The organism is Orlajensenia flava, from assembly GCF_004801905.1.
Classification (GTDB): domain Bacteria; phylum Actinomycetota; class Actinomycetes; order Actinomycetales; family Microbacteriaceae; genus Orlajensenia; species Orlajensenia flava.
The window spans coordinates 595,329-614,214 of the sequence record NZ_SSSN01000003.1; the positions used below are offsets into that span (position 1 = coordinate 595,329).

The following is an 18,886-nucleotide window of genomic DNA, read 5'->3' on the forward strand; positions in this document are numbered from 1 at the left end:
TATGACCGACTATTCGACAATCGACTTCTCCGAACTCGCGTCGCTCAGCGATGACGAGGTCGTGACGCGCTCGTTCGTGCGCGACGTCCCGCTGGCCTCCGGCAAGGTGCTGGCGCTGGTGACGCTCGACAACGGCCGCGACCACACCCGACCCAACACGTTCGGACCGGCGTCGCTGCTGGAGCTCGGCGCGACCTACGACGCGCTGGCCGAGCGGGCGGCACGGGGCGAGATCCACGCGGTCGCGACCACCGGCAAGCCGTTCATCCTCGCCGCCGGCGCCGACCTCTCGAAGATCGCCGAGATCCCCACGCGCGACATCGCCAAGAAGATGGCCCAGCTCGGGCACCACGTGCTGTCCAAGCAGGCCACCCTCGGCGTGCCGTCGTTCGTGTTCATCAACGGTCTCGCCCTCGGTGGAGGCATGGAACTGCCCCTCAATGCGGACTACCGCACGGTCGATGCATCCGCTCCGGCCCTCGCGCTGCCCGAGGTCTTCCTCGGCCTCATCCCCGGATGGGGCGGCACCTACCTGCTCCCCAACCTCGTCGGCATTGAGAACGCCCTCAAGGTCATCATCGAGAACCCCCTGAAGCAGAACCGCACGCTCAAGGCGCAGGACGCGTTCGATCTCGGTATCGCCGACCGGATCTTCCCGTCCGTCAACTTCCTCGAGGACTCCATCCGCTTCGCCGACGGCGTCCTCTCGGGCACGGCGAAGGTCGAGCGCAAGCACGCACCGGGCAAGCTCGAGCGTCTGGCCAAGTGGGACATCGCCATCAAGATCGCCCGCGATACCGTGTCGAGCAGGCTCGGCACCGTTCCTGCCTCGCCGTTCGCTGCCCTCGACCTGTTGAAGGCGGCCAAGAGCGGGTCGAAGGAGGAGTGCTTCGCGCTCGAGGACGATGCCCTCGCCGACCTCATCGCCGGCGACCAGCTGCAGGCATCCATCTACGCGTTCAACCTCGTGCAGAAGCGCGCGAAGCGCCCGGCCGGAGCCCCAGACAAGGCTCTCGCCAAGCGGGTGACCAAGGTCGGCGTCATCGGCGCCGGGCTCATGGCGAGCCAGTTCGCCCTGCTGTTCGTGCGCCGTCTCCAGGTGCCCGTGGTCATCACCGACCTCGACCAGGCACGGGTCGACAAGGGTCTCGACTACATCCGCACCGAGATCGGCGGTCTGCTCGGCAAGGGACGCATCTCCTCCGACGAGGCCAACCGGCTCACCGCGCTCGTGAGCGGCACGACGGACAAGGCCGACTTCGCGGACTGCGACTGGGTGATCGAGGCGGTCTTCGAGGAGCTCTCCATCAAGCAGGACGTCTTCGCCGACGTCGAGCAGTACATCTCCCCCACCGCGGTCCTCGCCACCAACACGTCATCACTGTCGGTGGAGCAGATCGGCGCGAAGCTGTCCAACCCCGAGCGGCTGGTGGGCTTCCACTTCTTCAACCCGGTGGCGGTCATGCCCCTCATCGAGGTCGTCAAGACCCCGCAGACGGATGACGCCACCCTGTCGACCGCGATGGTGACCGCGGCGAAACTGCGCAAGAACGCCGTGATCACGGCGGACACGCCCGGCTTCGTGGTCAACCGTGTGCTCGCGAAGGTGCTCGGCGAAACCATGCACGCCGTGGACTCCGGCACGCCGTTCGCGGTCGTCGACGAGGCGGTCAAGCCCTTCGGACTGCCGATGGGCCCGTTCGAGCTGCTCGAGCTCGTGGGCCTCAAGGTCGGCGCTCACGTGCTGGACACCCATCACGCCGCCTTCCCCGATCGCTTCTTCGCGAGCGAGAACCTGCACAAGCTCGCCGACTACGGCAAGATCCTCGACAAGGACGCCAAGGGCAAGGTGAAGGGCTTCGACAAGGGCGCCGAGAAGATCGTCAAGGGCGGAACCTCGCCGATGACGGCCGAGGAGATCCGCACCCGACTTCAGGATGGACTCGCCGACGAGATCCACCGCATGCTCGAGGACGACGTCGTGCACGCGGCGGAGGACATCGACCTGTGCATGATCCTCGGTGCCGGATGGCCGTTCCAGATGGGCGGCGCGACGCCCTACCTGGATCGCGTCGGCGCTAGCGAGCGCGCCTTCGGCGACACCTTCCACCACCCGCGGATCGTGGGCGTCGGAGTCTAGCGAGGCAGAACGACAGAAGAGGGGCGGATCCATTCGATGGATCCGCCCCTCTTCCGTTCTCGTCTAGACGGGGTAGCGCTCGCCAGCCGGCTGGAACCAGGGCGGGTACACGGCGACGCGCGGCGGGTGAGACGCTCCTCGAAGGATCTGCCGCACCTGCTCGCGCACCTTGTCGTTCGCGACGCCGATGAGCGAGATCTGAGCGAACGGGTAGGACTCCGGCACGAGCACCTCGGCGTCCTGCAGCGCGTCAGCATCATCGTTCGACAGCAGGCTGCCCAGCATGCGCTTGGCGTCCTCGTGGGTGGTGGCGAAGCGCGACAGGGCACTCGCCGCGTAGCCATCCGTGACGACGATCCCCGAGGGCTCTCCAGCGTCCATCGCCTGCTTCACCGTCGTCGCGAGGATGACGAATGCGGCGGGGGCTGCTCCGGCCGCGCCGTCGCCGAGACGGGGATCCTCGATGCCCGCCCGGATGCTCTCCCAGACACTCGCGTGCGGCGTCAGGACGAACGGGACGTGGTCGGCGACGCTCGAGTCGCGGCCCGGGACGCGAGTGGCCTCGCGATCCGCCCGTCCGTCATGCGAGAAGACGCCGACGGCCTCGTCGTGCTGCTCAGCGTGATCGGGCAGCATGCTGCCGCGCTCGACGATGGCGGCCAGGTTGCCGATGTGCGTGATGTGGTAGATGCGCTGGTCGCCGACGATGACCGCCGGCTGGGCAGAACGCGAGGGAGCCGGTGCGCGCAGGGAGGTGGGACGCGATGCCGGTCGGGCCTTCTTGACCACCGGTGCTTCGAACGTGGGCGCCGGCGAACAGGTCGCGCAGAACTCCACCTCGAATCCGTGGATGCATTCTTCGCCCAAGTCCATACCTCTCGTGTGCGTGGCACCCACCCGCACGAGACGCATTGCCTCGAAACCACTCCTTCAACGATACGACGTTTCGCGACGGATGAGCGAGTCGGATGGCACGCAGCGCGCCGTCGGAGCGTTGATTAGGCTCGAATCGTGACCTCGACCCCGCGACCAGGACCCCGCCCACGACTCTCCGACACCGGTCCGCAGCGCCAACTCACCCAACGCTCGACGCCCGAGCTGTGGGGCCGCCTCCTGGCCGGGGCGCTCGCCATCCCCGGTGTCATCGAGGGGCACAGCCAGGTCTCACCAGCCTCCTCGCGAGCGCTCTTCCTCGTCGATCGAGAGGCGGAGCGCGACCCGCAGACGTCTCTGGCTTCCGGACGGCGACTGGAACCGGTGCATGTCCACGGCGTCGACGACACCAGCATCCACCTGTGCCTGCCCGCGGAACGGGGTGCGGTCCTGGATTCGCTCGGATGGGCCGAGCCCCATCAGTACGGCGACCACGGAACGGAGTACCTGGTGTACGGGCCCCGCGACGATGCCGAGCTGGCGATCGTGCTCGGTATCGTCGCGGAGAGCATCGCCTTCGCCCGTTGAGAGGAGGCTGGCTGCCTGCCGATCAGCGATTCAGGGGCGTCATGTCCGCGTAACGGTCGCCAGCGGCGGACGGGACGCTCGAGAGGGCATCCAGCTGCGCGTCCGTCAGGTCGATCGCATCCGCTGCGACGTTCTCCTCCAGTCGGGCGACCCGCTTGGTTCCCGGGATGGGGGCGATGTCGTCGCCCTGCGCGAGGATCCACGCCAACGCCACCTGAGCCGGAGTGCCGCCGATCTCGTCGGCCACGGCCTGTACCGAGTCGACGATGGCCAGGTTGGCCTCGAGGTTGTCTCCCTCGAAGCGCGGGTTGGCGCGGCGGAAGTCATCCGCGTCGAGGCTGTCGACCGAGCGGATCGCTCCGGTGAGGAATCCGCGTCCGAGCGGCGAGTAGGGCACGAACCCGATGCCGAGCTCGCGCAGGGTCGGCAGGATCTCCGCTTCGGGGTCCCGGCTCCACAGCGAGTACTCCGTCTGCACCGCGGTCACGGGATGCACCGCGTGGGCCCGGCGGATGGTGTCGGGCGCGGCCTCGGAGAGCCCGTAGCCGATGATCTTGCCCTCGTTCACGAGTTCGGCCAGCGCACCGACGGTCTCCTCGATCGGCGTGTCCGGGTCCATCCGGTGCTGGTAGTAGAGGTCGATGCGATCGGTGCCCAATCGCTTCAACGAGCCTTCGACGGCGATGCGGACGTTCTCGGCGCTCCCGTCGAGGCCGCGGGTGCCGTCTCCGCGATGAAGGATCGTGCCGAACTTGGTGGCGATCACCACCTCGTCCCGGCGCTCGGCAAGCGCCTTTCCCAGCAGCTCCTCGTTGATGTACGGACCGTACATCTCGGCAGTGTCGAAGAGGGTGACGCCGAGATCCATCGCGCGATGGATGGTGCGGATCGACTCCGCATCATCGGTTCCCGCGCCGGAGTAGAACGCCGACATGCCCATGCAGCCGAGGCCGATGCGGCCGACGTCGAGCGAGGCGAGTGAGATGTGCTTCATGAGGTGCTGATCTTCTCTCTGTAGATCGTGATCTTCGTGTCGATGGCCGCGAGCGAGCGCCCGACCTCCGCCAATTGGGCGGCGACGACGATGCGGTGGCGCTGCAGCAGTTCCAGGCGGTCGGCCGTGGTCTCGTCGCCGAGGCGCACGAGATCGACGTAGTCCCGGATGCGTGCGATGGGCATCCCCGTAGCACGCAGCTTGGTCAGGAACTCGACCCAGGCCAGGTCCTGCTCCGAGTAGCGCCGGTGGGTTGAGCCCGCCCGGTCCACCGGAACCAGCATCAGCCCGGCGCGCTCGTAGTAGCGCAGGGTGTGAGCACTGAGTCCGAGCCGCTCAGCGGCCTGGGAGATCGAGTGCGTCTCCGCTGTTGTCTCCATGTGGCAACCCTAGAACTTAGAGCGCACTCCAAGTCAAGCGGGCGTTATTCGGGAGATCGCGCCGTGAGCTGCGTGGGTCCGGTGTCGGCCGAGACGCCGCGCGCGTGCGGGAGCTTGGAGCCGAGCACCATGCCCATCACGTCGCGCGCGATGTGCTGCGGGGTCATGCCCGTACGTTCGAGGATGTCGGCCCGAGCACCGTGGTCGAGGAACTCGTCGGGCAGCCCGACCTCCGTGACGGCCGTGTCCACGCCGGCCTCGCGGAGATCCTGACGGATGCGCGTTCCGATGCCGCCCACCCGGATTCCGTCCTCGATGCAGACGACGATGCGATGCTCGGCCGAGAAGTCGACGACGCTGTGCGGAACCGGCACGACCCACCGCGGGTCGACCACCGTGGCTCCGATGCCCTGAGCCGCGAGCCGCTCGGCGACCTCGAGACCGACGGAGGCCATCGGCCCGACGGTCACGATGAGCACGTCCTTCTCGGTGGACTCGCGGAGGACGTCGACGCCGTCATCCGTCCTGCGCACGGCGGCGAACTCCACGCCGACGTTGCCCTTCGGGAACCGCAGCACCGTCGGACCGTCGTCGACGGCGACCGCCTCCGTGAGCTCCTCCTCGAGCCGGGTCGCGTCACGCGGTGCGGCCAGCCTGATGCCGGGGACGACCTGGAGGATGGCGAGGTCCCAGACGCCATGGTGGCTCGGGCCGTCCGGACCGGTGACGCCCGCCCGGTCGAGCACGAACGTGACACCGGCCTTGTGCAGGGCGACGTCCATGAGCACCTGATCGAAGGCGCGGTTGATGAAGGTCGCGTAGATCGCGACGACCGGATGCATGCCGCCGAAGGCGAGGCCGGCAGCCGACGTCGCGGCATGCTGCTCCGCGATGCCGACGTCGATGACGCGCGCGGGAAAGCGCTCGGCCATCCGGTGCAGACCGGTGGGACGCAGCATGGCGGCGGTGATGCCGACGATGCGCTCATTGCCGGCGGCGAGCTCGACGAGCCGATCGCCGAAGACGCTCGTCCAGCTGGTCGCCCCGGTCGTCTCGAGCGACTCGCCGGTGTCTGGATCGATCTGGCCGACCGCGTGGAACTGGTCGGCCACGTCGCGAAGCGCCGGAGCGTATCCTCGACCCTTCTCGGTGATCGCGTGGACGATCACAGGTGCGCCGTAGTTCTTGGCCTGCTCGAGCGCCTCGATGAGCGCTTGGCTGTCGTGCCCGTCGACGGGACCGATGTACTTGATGTCGAGGTTCGAGTAGAGCGCCTCGTTGTTGGTGAACCGCGAGAGGAATCCGTGCAGGCCGCCGCGCATGCCGCGGTAGAGGGCTCGTCCGGGGCCGCCCAGCCTGTCGAACGCCTGACGGGAGGTCAGGTAGAGGCTGCGGTAGCTCTCCCGCGTGCGGACGGTGTTGAGGAAGCGCGCCATCCCGCCGATGGTCGGCGCATAGGAGCGCCCGTTGTCGTTGACGACGATGATGAGGCGTCGATTGTTGTCGTCGCTGATGTTGTTGAGCGCCTCCCACGTCATGCCGCCCGTGAGCGCTCCGTCGCCCACCACGGCGACGACCGATCGGTCCCGCTGTCCGGTCATGGTGAAGGCGCGCGAGATGCCGTCGGCCCACGACAGTGAACTCGACGCGTGCGACGACTCGACGATGTCGTGCTCCGACTCGGCACGCTGAGGGTAACCGGCGAGACCGTCCGTCTGACGGAGAGTCGAGAAGTCCTGCCGCCCGGTCAGGAGCTTGTGCACGTACGACTGGTGGCCGGTGTCGAAGACGATGGCGTCGTGTGGCGAGTCGAAGACGCGGTGCATGGCGAGCGTCAACTCCACGACGCCGAGGTTCGGACCCAGATGGCCGCCCGTGCGAGCGACGTTGACCACGAGGTATTCGCGGATCTCCGCGGCCAGCTGTTCGAACTGCTCCTTCGAGAGAGCGTCGAGGTCTCGAGGGCCTCTGATCGTCTCGAGAAGGGTCATCGGAACCGCCTTTCGTCACGCCCGATCCTGCGGCCCGGGCCTCCTTCGAGTGTACGCGCCCGACCCGCTGCGCTCGCGGCCGCTCGTCGTCCACCGGCGCCGTGGCCCTAGTCTGAGATCGTCTGCGGCGTGCGCCGCAGCGGAGGGCCGGGCATGGACATCACGATGCTGAGACACTACGTGGCGGTCGCCACCGAACTCGATCTCGGCAGGGCGGCGAGCACGCTGGGCGTGTCGCAGGCGGTGGTGAGCGGATCGCTCAACCAGCTGGAGGCCGCCGTCGGCGAGCAGCTCATCAACCGGAGCTCCACGCCGCTCGTCGTGACGGATGCGGGCACGCTGTTCCTCGTCACCGCGCGCGCCGAGGTCGCCGCTCACGATGCCGCGAACGCGCCCCAGCCCCCGAAAGCCGGCGGCAAGGCCAAGGCGTCGAAGGGGAAGGGTCGGGCACCCCGGGTCAAGGGCGAGCCGCTGCCCTACAAGAAGCGCCAGTCACGCTGACACGGCGAACTGCCCGCATCCGTGATGGATACGGGCAGTTCGATCGAGCCGGGGCTCAGACGAGCGAACGCAGCACGTACTGCAGGATTCCGCCGTTGCGGTAGTAGTCGGCTTCACCCGGGGTGTCGATGCGGACGACGGCGTCGAACTCGACGGTCTGCTTGCCCTCCGGCGAGAACTCGCTGGGTTCGGCCGTGACGTGCACCGTCTTGGGCGTCGAGCCGTTGTTGAGCTCCTCGATTCCCGCGATCGAGACGATCTCGGTTCCGTCCAGGCCGAGCGAATCGGCGCTCTCCCCCGCCGGGAACTGCAGCGGAACGACGCCCATGCCGATGAGGTTCGAGCGGTGGATGCGCTCGAAGCTCTCGGTGATGACCGCCTTAACGCCGAGCAGGTTGGTGCCCTTCGCCGCCCAGTCGCGCGAGGAACCCGATCCGTACTCCTTGCCGCCGAAGATGACGAGGGGCGTTCCGGCCGCCTGGTAGTTCTGGCTGGCGTCGTAGATGAAGGACTGCGGGCCGCCCTCCTGCGTGAAGTCGCGGGTGTAGCCGCCCTCGACGCCATCGAGCAACTGGTTCTTCAGGCGGATGTTGGCGAACGTCCCGCGGATCATCACCTCGTGGTTGCCGCGGCGCGAGCCGTAGGAGTTGAAGTCCTTGCGGTCGACGCCGTGCTCGACGAGGTACTGACCCGCCGGGCTGTCCGCCTTGATGTTGCCGGCCGGGCTGATGTGGTCGGTGGTGACCGAGTCGCCCAGCTTGGCGAGCACGCGCGCCCCGGAGATGTCGACGACCGGCGATGTCTCCATCGTCATGCCCTCGAAGTACGGGGGCTTCCGCACGTAGGTGGACTCCGCGTCCCACTCGAAGGTGGCTCCGGCCGGCGTGGGCAGGTTGCGCCAACGCTCGTCGCCTTCGAAGACGGATGCGTACTGCTCAGTGAACATCGCCTCGTTGATCGACGAGTCGATCGTCGACTGAACCTCGGAGGCATCGGGCCAGATGTCCTTGAGGAAGACGTCGTTGCCGTCGGTGTCCGTGCCGAGCGCGTCGGTCTCGAAGTCGAAGTTCATCGAACCGGCGAGCGAGTAGGCGATGACCAGCGGCGGGCTGGCCAGGTAGTTCATCTTCACGTCGGGGTTGATGCGACCCTCGAAGTTGCGGTTTCCCGACAGCACGGCGGTGACGGCGAGGTCGTTCTCCTGAACGGCCGCGGAGACCTCCTCGATGAGCGGACCCGAGTTGCCGATGCACGTCGTGCATCCGTACCCGACGGTGTAGAAGCCGAGCGCCTCGAGGTCGTCGGTGAGTCCGGCCTTGGCGTAGTAGTCGGTGACGACCTTCGAACCCGGCGCCAGCGTCGTCTTGACCCACGGCTTGGCCTTGAGGCCCTTCTTGACCGCGTTGCGCGCGAGCAGGCCGGCAGCGAGCATGACCGAGGGGTTCGACGTGTTGGTGCACGACGTGATGGCGGCGATCGTGACCGCGCCGTGGTCGAGGGTGTACGAACCGCCATCGGCCGCCGTCACGGTCGTCGGCCTGGAGATGGTGGCCGGGGCGTGAGAGTGGTGGTGGTGCTCGTGGTGGTTGTTCTCGTCCTCGGGCGAGAGCCCGGGCGGATCCGACGCCGGGAACGACTCGGCCGTGGTGAGGTCCACGAGGTCGTGGTCGGAGTCGGCGTAGTTGCCGAGGTCGACCTCGAACTGCTGCTTGGCCTCCGACAGGACGATGCGGTCCTGCGGGCGCTTCGGGCCGGCGATGGAGGGAACCACCGTGCCGAGGTCGAGCTCCATGTACTCGCTGAAGGAGGGCTCGTGATCGGCGTCGTGCCAGAGGTGCTGGAGCTTGGAGTACGCCTCGACGAGGGCGACCTGCTGCTCGCTGCGTCCGGTGAGGCGCAGGTAGTCGAGCGTCACGTCGTCGATCGGGAACATCGCGGCGGTCGAGCCGAACTCCGGGCTCATGTTGCCGATGGTGGCGCGATTGGCGAGGGGGACGGATGCGACCCCGCTGCCGTAGAACTCGACGAACTTGCCGACGACGCCGTGCTTGCGCAGCATGTCGGTGATGGTGAGCACGACATCCGTCGCCGTCACGCCGGTGGGAATGGAGCCGGACAGCTTGAACCCGACCACCTTGGGGATGAGCATGGAGACGGGCTGGCCCAACATGGCCGCCTCGGCCTCGATGCCGCCGACGCCCCAGCCGAGCACGCCCAGGCCGTTGACCATCGTGGTGTGCGAGTCGGTGCCGACACACGTGTCGGGGTAGGCGCGCAGCACGCCGTCGACGGTGCGGTCGTAGGTGACCTTGGCGAGGTGCTCGATGTTGACCTGGTGGACGATGCCGGTTCCGGGCGGCACGACCTTGAAGTCGTCGAATGCCGTCTGGCCCCAGCGCAGGAACTGGTAGCGCTCGCCGTTGCGCTCGTACTCGATCTCCACGTTGCGCTCGAGGGCATTCTCCGTGCCGAACAGGTCGGCGATGACCGAGTGGTCGATGACCATCTCGGCGGGAGCGAGCGGATTGATCTTGTTGGGGTCTCCGCCGAGCGCCTCGACCGCCTCGCGCATGGTGGCGAGGTCGACGATGCAGGGCACGCCCGTGAAGTCCTGCATCACGACGCGCGCCGGGGTGTACTGGATCTCGGTGTCCGGCTCGGCCTCGGGGACCCACGAGCCGAGGGCCTCGATCTGCTGCTGAGTGACGTTCTTCCCATCCTCGGTGCGGAGCAGATTCTCCAGCAGAACCTTGAGGCTGAACGGGAGCTTGTCGTAGCCCTCGACCGAGTCGATGCGGAAGACCTCGTAGTCCGTCTCGCCGACCCGGAGGGTGTCCTTCGCTCCGAAACTGTTTACTGCAGACACAAGCATCTCCTCTTTTCGACCGGCCACGGAGACCTCCGTCGGTTCATCTTCGCGGTCGAACTGTGCGATACACCAGCAAGGCTAACCTAACCGTCCCGGTGTGCATCCGGGCAGTTGCGAGCCGCGAATTTATCTTGATATCGAGATAAATCTAGCACAGCTGACGGCTGTATCAGGCGGTGTCGACGGATGCGGGTCGCGGGTAGATGGAGCGCACCATGAGCCACGTCAGGACGAGGAGCAGACCGTAGAGGGGAACTCCCATGATGAGCCGCGTCGCCCCCAGCGCATCGACGTTGCCCGCGAGGTAGAGCGGGAGCTGGACGATGAGCCGTAGCGCGAACAATCCGGCCCAGGCGAGGGTCGCCCAGACCAGCACGCGCCGCTTCGACCGATCGAGGCGCCAGGCGACGCCGTCGCCCATGAGGAAACCGACGGCCAGGCCGATGATGGGCCAGCCGACGACCGCCGAGATGACGAACCCGACCAGATAGGCGGCGTCGATCCAGAACCCCGGGACGTAGTAGTCCTGAGCACGGCCCGAGATGAGGGCGAGCACGGCGCACACGGCGATACCCACCAGGCCGCCGAGCGCCTGCACGGCGCTCTGCTTCTGCGCCAGGCGGACGCCGGCCAGGACGAGTCCGAGGACGACGGGGGCGATGAGCGAGACCACCAGCTCGCGCGTGAAGGTGTAGACCGTGAGGAAGACCAGGCCGGGCAGCACCGCCTCGACGATGCCGCGCACTCCCCCCATCGATGCGAGCAGCGCGTGCCCGGTGAGCGGCTCGCCATCGGCGACGCCGCCCAGCCCCGACCTCCGGGCGGCGGAGGCCATTCCCGCTGCCAGCGACTCGGAGAACGTCGGAGTCGTGGCCGGGCCCGGGTCGTGACCGTCGTCGGGACCGTCGGGCCGCTCCGATGACGGTGTCGAATCGGTCACGTCGCTCAGGACTCCACGTCGACCGGGCCGGCCGGCATCCGGAGCGGGATGAGGTCGCGCGGTGGCATCGGCGAACTCCCGCGCACCACCACGATCGAGCGGAAGAGGTCCTCGACGGCTGCCGCGGCGTCCGGGTTGACGGCCGCTTCACCGGCGATCACGCCGCGGAGGAACCAGCGTGGGCCGTCGACGCCGATGAAGCGGGCCAAGCGGGTCGACCCCGGGGTGGTGTTGGCGCTGGACACCGGGATCTGAGCGAGTAGCTCTGGCCCGAGATCGCCCTCGCGTTCGGTGGTCGTTCCACCCTGGCGGGCGATCTGCTCGGCGATCTGGGCACGGATCTCGTGCCAGAGCCCGCTCGAACGGGGGGCGGCGAACGGTTGGACCTGCAACGTCGAGCCGGCGTAGTCGAGGCCGATCGCCACCACCCGCTTGCTCTCCTCTTCTATCTCGAGGCGCAAGTGCAGTCCCTCACGCGGGAGCACCTTGACGCCGCCGAGGTCGACGTAGGGGCGAACCGGGTTCGCCTCGGCCTCATCGAACGGGCCGTTCTCGGCCCGATCCTCGGGTGCCGACTTGGGAAGGTCGGCGGGAATGCCCCCCGCCGTCTCCATCTCGCTCACGCGATGCCTCCTGATGTGTTGCTGTCTGAGTCGTGGGCGGCGCGCGCGAGGGCCGCCGTTCCGGTGGAGCCGAAGCCGCCGTCGCCGCGGACGCTGCCCGGCAGCCGATCGACCGCGACGAACCGGGCACGCGTGACCGGCATCACGATGAGCTGCGCGATGCGATCTCCGACGGCGACGGCGTATTCCGCGTCCGCGTCGGTGTTGAGCAGGGTGACCTTGATCTCGCCGCGGTAGCCGGCATCGACCGTTCCCGGTGAGTTGACGATCGTGATGCCGTGCTTGGATGCCATCCCACTGCGCGGGACGACGAACGCCGCGAAGCCGTCGGGGAGGGCGATCGACACTCCCGTAGCGACCGTGGCACGCTCTCCGGGCGCCAGGGTGAGGGCCTCGGCGCTGTGCAGATCGGCCCCGGCATCGCCCGGGTGAGCGTAGGCGGGGATCACGGGAGCGGTGATGAGCACGTCGACGGTTTCTGCCACGTGTCGAGGGTAGTGCAGAAGAATGATCGAATAGAGCCATGCCCGCTTACCACGAACGCCTCTGGCCATCCGTCTGGTTGTTCATCGCCACCGCTCTCGTCATCCCCGCGTCGATCCTCGTCCTGGCGCCGATCTCGCTGATCGCCGGTGTCATCACGGCGGTCGTGCTCTACGCGGGATGTGTCGTCGGACTGCTGCTCGCCGCACCGATCGTGGAGGTGGAGGATGGGACGCTGCACGCGGCGAAGGCCTCCATCGCGACGTCTCTCGTCGGTGAGGTGACCTCGTTCTCGGGTGATGAGGCGTTCAAGGAGCGCGGACAGCGACTGGACGCCCGAGCCTGGCTCATGCTGCGCCCGTGGGTCGACCCCATCGTGAAGGTGCCCGTGCTGGATGCGAGCGACCCGGCGCCGTACTGGATCGTCTCGACTCGGCATCCCAAAGAACTGGCCGCCGCGATCAACTCATCGCGACGGCCGGTATCCGGGGAGAACTGAACTCTCAGGCTGCGCACTCCAGGCAGACGGCGCCGAGCTTCTCCTCGTGGTCGATCTGGGAGCGATGCTTCACGAGGAAGCAGTTGATGCAGGTGAACTCGTCGGCCTGCGCGGGGAGGACGACGACGTCCAGGTCGAGGTCGGAGAGGTCGGCGCCCGGCAGCTCGAAACCGCCCGGGTTGTCGGCATCCTCGACGTCCACGACGCCTGACATCTTGTCGGGCACGCGCTCCTTGAGCGCCTCGATCGAGTCGGAGTCGTCGTCGGTCTTGCGCGGTGCGTCGTAATCCGTGGCCATGCCCATCCATTCAATTGCTCTGCCGTTCTAGGTGGAACGGCGACGATAGTGTGCCGCAATCAGGAGCGAATAGCAAACGCCCTCACAGCCCTTTGGCAGCTACCCGGAACAACTTCCGGCACGCGGGCGGTATTCCCACGAAATGGGGTCAGAACGTGCCATTCTGACGGGGAGTTCGCGAGTGCGAGAGGGTTGTCACGATGCAGGAACTGAAGGTGATCGGAGTCGAGAACGGCGCCCTGTTGGTCGCTTCCGACGACGGGGACCGATTCCGGATCGTCATCGATGAAGTGATGCAGTCGAGGCTGCGTCGGGCGAACCCCGAGCCGTCCGGCGGACAGAAGATCTCTCCCCGAGAAGTGCAGGCCTACATCCGTTCCGGAATGTCCGCAGAGGATGTCGCCGCTGTCACCGGAGCGGGTCTCGAGTTCATCCAACGTTTCGAGGGTCCGGTCGTCGCCGAGCGCGAGCACGTGCTCAGCAGCGCACTCGGAGTGACCGTCTACACGGCGATCGAGAGCGATGACCCCGATGAGGATTCCACCTTCGGCGGAGTGATGCGTTCGCGGTTGGCATCACTCGGCGCCTCGAACGAGCGATGGGCGAGCTGGAAGGAGCCCGCCGGCGGTTGGATCATCAAGCTCGAGTTCACGGCCGACTCCATCGACCACGACGCCCGCTGGTCGTTCGAACCCAAGAAGCTCGCACTCGCGCCCCTCAGCAGCGAGGCCGTCACCCTCTCGCAGCAGGGCGAGATCTCCGGATCCCTCATCCCCCGCCTGCGCGCCGTCGACACCACCGACACGGACCACTCCCGGTTCGACAGCGGTGCGTTCACCTTCAAGGACCCGCTGCTGGAGGTCGACGGCGTCGACACGCCCGTGGCCGAGCCGCTCCCCTACGGCCGCACGCCCGGGTCCACCGCGACACCGGCCGTCGCGAAGGCGGCCATCAACCGTGCCGACGAGCCCCCCAAGAACCTGAGCGAGACGGCTGACCTCCTCGAGGCGCTGCGCAAGCGACGCGGCGAACGCGAGTCCGCACCTCAGCTCGACCTGGGCATGGATCTCGAGCCACCGTTGCCCGAGGCACCGGCATCCGTTCCCGCCTCGGCCTCGGCCTCGGGTCGTCGCGACTGGTCGACCCCTGGAGCGAATCAGACGGGTGGCCACGGCCGCAAGCGCGGGCGAGCATCGATGCCGAGCTGGGACGAGATCGTGTTCGGCGCTCGTACCGACGACGACCTGGCCTGAACCGCCGGTTAGCGACAACCTCCTCCGGCACCGCCTCTCAGGGCTGCCAGCCCGGTATCAATGTCGGTGCCGCGTGCTATCTTCGAACGCGTATTCGAATGTTCGAGGAGGCTACCCATGACGCTCATGCACGAGCCGGTCGCCGTGTGGACGAGCCGCACGGGTGAGCCGCAGCGCATCGTCTGGCGCTCGCGACGTTACCGCGTCAACGACCATCCCACCGCGCTCGTCGGCACCTGCGACTGGTGGGCCCCACTCGCCCACGGCGAGCTCGGCTATGGTCGTGCTCCGCTGCAGATCAACGGCTGGCGCTTCCAGGCGTCGACCGACGACGGCGAGACGCACGTCTTCGATGTTCGCCACGACGACACGGAGCAGGCCTGGAGCCTGCTCCGTGTCTTCGACTAGGCGCGGCCCATCGGCCCGACCTTCCTCCCCGCGGACGTCCACAGCATGAGCACTCCCCCGACGATCAGAGCCCAGAAGGCCGATCCGATGCCGAGGACGGAGATGCCGGATGCCGCCACGAGGAAGGTGGCGACGGCGCTCACCCGGTGCTCGGGGCGCTCGAGTGACGTGCCGATCGACGCGGCGAACGCCCCGAGCAGCGCCAGGCCGGCGACGGCCGTGATGATGATGGGCGGTGACGCCGAGACGACGGCGGTCGCCAGTCCGGCGCACAACCCCAGAACGAGGTAGCCGATACCGGCCGTGAGAGTGGCCACCCATCGCTTCGCCCGGTCGGGGTTGGCCTCCGGACCGGCCATGAGGGCCGCGGTGATCGCGGCGAGGTTGATGGCGTGCCCGCCGAACAGGGCAGCCGCGACGGAGCCCACCCCGGAGGCGAGCAGCGCGGGGCGGGCGGGCGCGTCGTATCCGAAGGTCGACATGACGGCGAACCCGGGAACGTTCTGCCCCGCCATCGTGACGATGAAGAGCGGGAGGCCGAGGCTCACGATGGCAGCGGGCTCGAAGCTCGGCGGCACGAACTCGAGGTGCGGAACGGCACCGGTGGCGGCGATGGCACCGGGGCGCGCGATGATGGCGATACCGATGATGGCCACGAGCATGGCCGCGGGCACCGCCCATCGCGGGGCGATCCGCACGAGGATGAGCCAGACGAGCACGATCGGAATCGCGACGGCGGGCACCTCGACCGCCGCGAGGGCCGGGGCGATGCAGATGGGGAACAGGATGCCGGCGAGCATCGCGCTCGCGATCGACTTCGGAATGCTGGTGATCGCTCGGCCGAGTGCCGGCCACAGTCCGGTCAGCACGATCAGAGCACCGCAGACGAGGAAGGCACCGGTTGCCGCACCGAAGTCGTCGGTCGTGCTGCCCGCGGCGATGAGCAGGGCCGCGCCGGGCGTCGACCACGCGAACGACAGCGGCATTCTCAGCCAGAGGGGAAGAACGACGCAGGCGACGCCCGTGGCGATGCAGAGGGCGAGCAGACCCGACGAGGCCTGGGCATCCGTTGCACCGACGGCGTGCAATCCGGCGATGACCAGGGCGAACGAGCTGGCGAATCCGGTGATGGCGGCGATGACTCCCGCCGCCACGGTGTGGACGAGCGCACCACGCCCCGCTTCTTCCGGCGGGTCGATGCCCTCGACCTGGCTCAGGCCGACTTCTCCTCGCGACGCTGCTTGTGGGGAACGATCGTCGGCGCCGCGTTGTCGATGACGGCGGCGCGCGTGACGACGACCCGCGCGACCTCGGTGCTGGACGGCACCTCGAACATGATGGGACCGAGCACCTCCTCGAGGATGGCGCGGAGCCCTCGTGCACCGGTCTGACGCAGGACGGCGAGATCGGCGATCGCTTCCAGGGCGGGGCGCTCGAACTCCAACTCGACCCCGTCGAGCTCGAACATGCGCTGATACTGCTTGACCAACGCGTTGCGCGGCTCGGTCAGGATCTCCATCAGGGCGGTTCGATCAAGAGGAGTGACGGTGGTCACGACGGGAAGACGCCCGATGAACTCGGGGATGAGCCCGAACTTGTGAAGGTCTTCTGGGAGCACCTCGCTGAACAGGTTGAGCTCGTTGCCCTTGATGTGAAGGGGGGCGCCGAATCCGATGCCCTTCTTGCCCGCTCGGGACGAGATGATCTCCTCGAGCCCTGCGAACGCGCCGGCCACGATGAACAAGACGTTGGTCGTGTCGATCTGGATGAACTCCTGATGCGGATGCTTGCGCCCGCCCTGCGGAGGAACTGACGCAACCGTGCCCTCGAGGATCTTCAGGAGTGCCTGCTGGACGCCCTCGCCCGACACGTCGCGCGTGATCGAGGGATTCTCGGCCTTGCGGGCGATCTTGTCGACCTCATCGATGTAGATGATGCCGGTCTCGGCCTTCTTGACGTCGTAGTCGGCGGCCTGGATGAGCTTGAGGAGGATGTTCTCGACATCTTCGCCGACATAACCCGCCTCGGTGAGCGCTGTCGCATCCGCGACGGCGAACGGCACGTTGAGTCGTTTCGCGAGTGTCTGGGCGAGGTAGGTCTTGCCGCATCCCGTCGGGCCGATGAGCAGGATGTTGCTCTTGGCGATCTCGATGTCGTCGATGGCGTCGGCCGGGCCGATGGTGCCCCGGGCGCGTACGCGCTTGTAGTGGTTGTAGACCGCCACGGCGAGGGCGCGCTTGGCAGCCTCCTGGCCGATGACGTACTCCTCGAGGAAGGAGAAGATCTCTTTGGGCTTCGGGAGCTCGAACTCGCCGTCGACGTCTTCGCCGGCCTCGGCCAGGCGCTCCTCGATGATCTCGTTGCACAACTCGACGCATTCGTCGCAGATGTAGACGCCGGGACCGGCGATCAACTGCTGCACCTGCTTCTGGCTCTTTCCACAGAAGGAGCACTTGAGCAGGTCGGCGCTTTCGCCAATGCGAGCCATCGAGAGCCTCCTTCTTTGTGGCTTTTTTCAGCCTAGGCTATGCCGCCCACAATCGACGGTAGCGCCGCCACAATCCGCCCCATGGCGGTTTCGCCCTCGGCAGAAGCAGCCCCGAGACACCCGTCGATGGGCATACGAAGGGCCCGGCGCCGCAGCGCCGGGCCCGTCCGTCGTTCGGTTACGCAGTCAGCGCGGCGACGGCCTTGCGCGAGGTCAGCACCTGGTCGATGAGACCGTACTCCTGAGCCTCGGCTGCCGAGAGGATCTTGTCGCGGTCGATGTCCTTGTTGACCTGCTCCTGGCTGCGGTTGGAGTGCTTGGCGAGCGTCTCCTCCAGCCAGGTGCGCATGCGCAGGATCTCCTGCGCCTGGATCTCGATGTCGGACGCCTGACCCTGACCGGCCTGGCCGACGGCCGGCTGGTGGATGAGGATGCGCGCGTTCGGGAGAGCGAGTCGCTTTCCGGGCGTGCCGGCTGCCGCGAGCACGGCCGCAGCGGATGCCGCCTGTCCGAGCACGACCGTCTGGATCTGCGGACGGATGTACTGCATCGTGTCGTAGATGGCGGTCATGGCCGTGAACGATCCACCGGGCGAGTTGATGTACATCATGATGTCGCGGTCGGGCTCCATGCTCTCGAGCACGAGCAACTGCGCCATGATGTCATCGGCCGATGCGTCGTCGACCTGCACACCGAGGAAGATCACGCGGTCCTCGAACAGCTTCGCGTAGGGGTCCTGACGCTTGTAGCCGTATGCGGTGCGCTCCTCGAAACTGGGGAGGATGTAGCGGGAACCGGGGGCCTGCAGGGCGGAGCCGCCCATCGAGCTGGATGCGGTCCCACCGAAGTTCTGGATGGTCATAGATCTGTTCCTGTTCGTCTCTTCGGTGGCTATTCGGTTCCGCCGCCGCCGACGACGTCGCTCGCCGATTCGCGGATGTGGTCGACGAAGCCGTATTCGAGGGCCTCCTGCGCGTTGAACCAACGGTCGCGGTCGCCATCATCGTTGACCTGCTCGACCGTCTTACCGGTCTGCGACGCCGTGATCTCGGCGAGCCGGCGCTTCATGTCGAGGATGAGCTGCGCCTGGGTCTGGATGTCGCTCGAGGTTCCCCCGAAGCCACCGTGGGGCTGGTGGAGGAGCACCCGGGCGTTGGGGGTGATGTAGCGCTTGCCCTTCGTGCCGGCGGTCAGCAGCAGCTGTCCCATCGACGCCGCCATGCCGATTCCCACGGTGACGATGTCGTTCGGCACGAACTGCATCGTGTCGTAGATGGCCATGCCGGCGGTGATCGATCCGCCGGGAGAGTTGATGTAGAGGTAGATGTCGCGCTTCGAGTCCTCAGCGGCCAGCAGGAGGAGCTTGGCGGCGATCTCGTTGGCGTTCTCGTCTCGCACCTCGGAACCGAGCCAGATGATGCGGTCCTTCAGCAGGCGGTCAAAAACACTGGGTCCCAGTGTCGGTTCGGCCATGGTGTCGCTCCATTCAGTTATCGCGTATGACGAATCTATCGGAGCGTCCATGCTCCACCCGGCCATGTTCGCCGTGGGCAGAGCG

19 protein-coding genes are annotated in these 18,886 nt (G+C 67.3%); 6 read left to right on the plus strand and 13 right to left on the minus strand.

Annotation, left to right across the window (positions count from 1 at the left end):
* Position 1: 1 nt before the first annotated feature.
* A complete protein-coding gene (locus E6C70_RS04680) occupies positions 2 to 2,140 on the plus strand; it encodes a 3-hydroxyacyl-CoA dehydrogenase NAD-binding domain-containing protein (RefSeq protein WP_136422693.1) in 2,139 nt (712 codons plus the stop codon).
* Positions 2,141 to 2,203: 63 nt separating this feature from the next.
* Here the strand turns inward: E6C70_RS04680 and E6C70_RS04685 are convergent, their stop codons facing one another.
* Positions 2,204 to 3,007, minus strand: coding sequence for a DarT ssDNA thymidine ADP-ribosyltransferase family protein (locus tag E6C70_RS04685; RefSeq protein WP_168770849.1), 804 nt, complete (start codon positions 3,005 to 3,007; stop codon positions 2,204 to 2,206).
* 144 nt (positions 3,008 to 3,151) lie between these two features.
* On the opposite strand from E6C70_RS04685, the gene E6C70_RS04690 reads away from it, so the two are divergent.
* Positions 3,152 to 3,601, plus strand: coding sequence for a luciferase domain-containing protein (locus E6C70_RS04690; RefSeq protein ID WP_235833270.1), 450 nt, complete (start codon positions 3,152 to 3,154; stop codon positions 3,599 to 3,601).
* Positions 3,602 to 3,623: 22 nt separating this feature from the next.
* On the opposite strand, the gene E6C70_RS04695 is transcribed toward E6C70_RS04690, so the two are convergent.
* The 3 genes from E6C70_RS04695 to dxs are packed head-to-tail and all read right to left on the minus strand — an operon-like array spanning position 3,624 to position 6,966.
* Positions 3,624 to 4,595 (minus strand): aldo/keto reductase, encoded by a 972-nt coding sequence (locus E6C70_RS04695; protein ID WP_136422697.1) that lies wholly within the window; start codon positions 4,593 to 4,595, stop codon positions 3,624 to 3,626.
* Complete coding sequence (locus E6C70_RS04700; protein WP_136422699.1) at positions 4,592 to 4,975, minus strand: MerR family transcriptional regulator; 384 nt, start codon at positions 4,973 to 4,975, stop codon at positions 4,592 to 4,594. Before E6C70_RS04700 ends, E6C70_RS04695 begins: the two co-directional genes overlap by 4 nt.
* A gap of 44 nt (positions 4,976 to 5,019) precedes the next feature.
* On the minus strand, positions 5,020 to 6,966 hold the full coding sequence (dxs, locus tag E6C70_RS04705; protein ID WP_136422701.1) for a 1-deoxy-D-xylulose-5-phosphate synthase: 1,947 nt from the start codon (positions 6,964 to 6,966) through the stop codon (positions 5,020 to 5,022).
* Positions 6,967 to 7,095: 129 nt separating this feature from the next.
* On the opposite strand from dxs, the gene E6C70_RS04710 reads away from it, so the two are divergent.
* Positions 7,096 to 7,467 carry a LysR family transcriptional regulator gene (locus tag E6C70_RS04710; RefSeq protein ID WP_235833271.1) on the plus strand — a complete coding sequence of 124 codons (372 nt, stop codon included), beginning with the start codon at positions 7,096 to 7,098 and terminating at the stop codon, positions 7,465 to 7,467.
* Positions 7,468 to 7,522: 55 nt separating this feature from the next.
* Here the strand turns inward: E6C70_RS04710 and E6C70_RS04715 are convergent, their stop codons facing one another.
* From E6C70_RS04715 to dut, 4 genes are all read right to left on the minus strand, one after another.
* Positions 7,523 to 10,333, minus strand: a complete 2,811-nt coding sequence (locus E6C70_RS04715; RefSeq protein WP_136422703.1) for an aconitate hydratase — start codon at positions 10,331 to 10,333, stop codon at positions 7,523 to 7,525.
* A 172-nt stretch (positions 10,334 to 10,505) separates the two neighbouring features.
* Positions 10,506 to 11,276 carry a DUF3159 domain-containing protein gene (locus E6C70_RS04720; RefSeq protein ID WP_235833272.1) on the minus strand — a complete coding sequence of 257 codons (771 nt, stop codon included), beginning with the start codon at positions 11,274 to 11,276 and terminating at the stop codon, positions 10,506 to 10,508.
* A gap of 5 nt (positions 11,277 to 11,281) precedes the next feature.
* The gene (locus E6C70_RS04725; protein WP_136423751.1) at positions 11,282 to 11,890 is read right to left on the minus strand and encodes a DUF3710 domain-containing protein; all 609 of its coding nucleotides are present in this window, start codon (positions 11,888 to 11,890) and stop codon (positions 11,282 to 11,284) included.
* Between the two features lie 5 nt (positions 11,891 to 11,895).
* Positions 11,896 to 12,384, minus strand: coding sequence for a dUTP diphosphatase (dut, locus tag E6C70_RS04730; protein ID WP_207670032.1), 489 nt, complete (start codon positions 12,382 to 12,384; stop codon positions 11,896 to 11,898).
* Positions 12,385 to 12,422: 38 nt separating this feature from the next.
* On the opposite strand from dut, the gene E6C70_RS04735 reads away from it, so the two are divergent.
* A complete protein-coding gene (locus E6C70_RS04735; protein ID WP_136422707.1) occupies positions 12,423 to 12,881 on the plus strand; it encodes a DUF3093 domain-containing protein in 459 nt (152 codons plus the stop codon).
* A gap of 4 nt (positions 12,882 to 12,885) precedes the next feature.
* On the opposite strand, the gene E6C70_RS04740 is transcribed toward E6C70_RS04735, so the two are convergent.
* Positions 12,886 to 13,179: a DUF4193 domain-containing protein gene (locus tag E6C70_RS04740; RefSeq protein ID WP_136422709.1), complete on the minus strand. Its 294-nt coding sequence runs from the start codon at positions 13,177 to 13,179 to the stop codon at positions 12,886 to 12,888.
* Positions 13,180 to 13,379: 200 nt separating this feature from the next.
* Between E6C70_RS04740 and sepH the strand changes: the two genes are divergently transcribed.
* Positions 13,380 to 14,432, plus strand: a complete 1,053-nt coding sequence (gene sepH / locus E6C70_RS04745) for a septation protein SepH (protein ID WP_136422711.1) — start codon at positions 13,380 to 13,382, stop codon at positions 14,430 to 14,432.
* Between the two features lie 117 nt (positions 14,433 to 14,549).
* A complete protein-coding gene (locus E6C70_RS04750) occupies positions 14,550 to 14,840 on the plus strand; it encodes a hypothetical protein (RefSeq protein ID WP_136422713.1) in 291 nt (96 codons plus the stop codon).
* On the opposite strand, the gene E6C70_RS04755 is transcribed toward E6C70_RS04750, so the two are convergent.
* From E6C70_RS04755 to E6C70_RS04770, 4 genes are all read right to left on the minus strand, one after another.
* Positions 14,837 to 15,994, minus strand: a complete 1,158-nt coding sequence (locus E6C70_RS04755; RefSeq protein ID WP_235833273.1) for a benzoate/H(+) symporter BenE family transporter — start codon at positions 15,992 to 15,994, stop codon at positions 14,837 to 14,839. The two genes, E6C70_RS04750 and E6C70_RS04755, sit on opposite strands and share 4 nt — an antisense overlap.
* Positions 15,995 to 16,053: 59 nt before the next feature.
* Complete coding sequence (gene clpX / locus E6C70_RS04760) at positions 16,054 to 17,328, minus strand: ATP-dependent Clp protease ATP-binding subunit ClpX (protein ID WP_136422717.1); 1,275 nt, start codon at positions 17,326 to 17,328, stop codon at positions 16,054 to 16,056.
* 178 nt (positions 17,329 to 17,506) lie between these two features.
* On the minus strand, positions 17,507 to 18,190 hold the full coding sequence (locus tag E6C70_RS04765) for an ATP-dependent Clp protease proteolytic subunit (RefSeq protein WP_407921014.1): 684 nt from the start codon (positions 18,188 to 18,190) through the stop codon (positions 17,507 to 17,509).
* Positions 18,191 to 18,219: 29 nt separating this feature from the next.
* Complete coding sequence (locus E6C70_RS04770) at positions 18,220 to 18,801, minus strand: ATP-dependent Clp protease proteolytic subunit (protein WP_136422719.1); 582 nt, start codon at positions 18,799 to 18,801, stop codon at positions 18,220 to 18,222.
* Positions 18,802 to 18,886: the final 85 nt, after the last annotated feature.

What these genes read in the sequence shown, in the direction of transcription:
- E6C70_RS04680 (WP_136422693.1), top strand. Translation starts at nt 2, where the DNA reads ATGACCGACTATTCGACAATCGACTTCTCCGAACTCGCGTCGCTCAGC.
- E6C70_RS04695 (WP_136422697.1), bottom strand. Translation starts at nt 4,595, where the DNA reads ATGAAGCACATCTCACTCGCCTCGCTCGACGTCGGCCGCATCGGCCTC.
- E6C70_RS04700 (WP_136422699.1), bottom strand. Translation starts at nt 4,975, where the DNA reads ATGGAGACAACAGCGGAGACGCACTCGATCTCCCAGGCCGCTGAGCGG.
- dxs (WP_136422701.1), bottom strand. Translation starts at nt 6,966, where the DNA reads ATGACCCTTCTCGAGACGATCAGAGGCCCTCGAGACCTCGACGCTCTC.
- E6C70_RS04725 (WP_136423751.1), bottom strand. Translation starts at nt 11,890, where the DNA reads ATGGAGACGGCGGGGGGCATTCCCGCCGACCTTCCCAAGTCGGCACCC.
- E6C70_RS04735 (WP_136422707.1), top strand. Translation starts at nt 12,423, where the DNA reads ATGCCCGCTTACCACGAACGCCTCTGGCCATCCGTCTGGTTGTTCATC.
- E6C70_RS04740 (WP_136422709.1), bottom strand. Translation starts at nt 13,179, where the DNA reads ATGGCCACGGATTACGACGCACCGCGCAAGACCGACGACGACTCCGAC.
- sepH (WP_136422711.1), top strand. Translation starts at nt 13,380, where the DNA reads ATGCAGGAACTGAAGGTGATCGGAGTCGAGAACGGCGCCCTGTTGGTC.
- E6C70_RS04750 (WP_136422713.1), top strand. Translation starts at nt 14,550, where the DNA reads ATGACGCTCATGCACGAGCCGGTCGCCGTGTGGACGAGCCGCACGGGT.
- clpX (WP_136422717.1), bottom strand. Translation starts at nt 17,328, where the DNA reads ATGGCTCGCATTGGCGAAAGCGCCGACCTGCTCAAGTGCTCCTTCTGT.
- E6C70_RS04765 (WP_407921014.1), bottom strand. Translation starts at nt 18,190, where the DNA reads ATGACCATCCAGAACTTCGGTGGGACCGCATCCAGCTCGATGGGCGGC.
- E6C70_RS04770 (WP_136422719.1), bottom strand. Translation starts at nt 18,801, where the DNA reads ATGGCCGAACCGACACTGGGACCCAGTGTTTTTGACCGCCTGCTGAAG.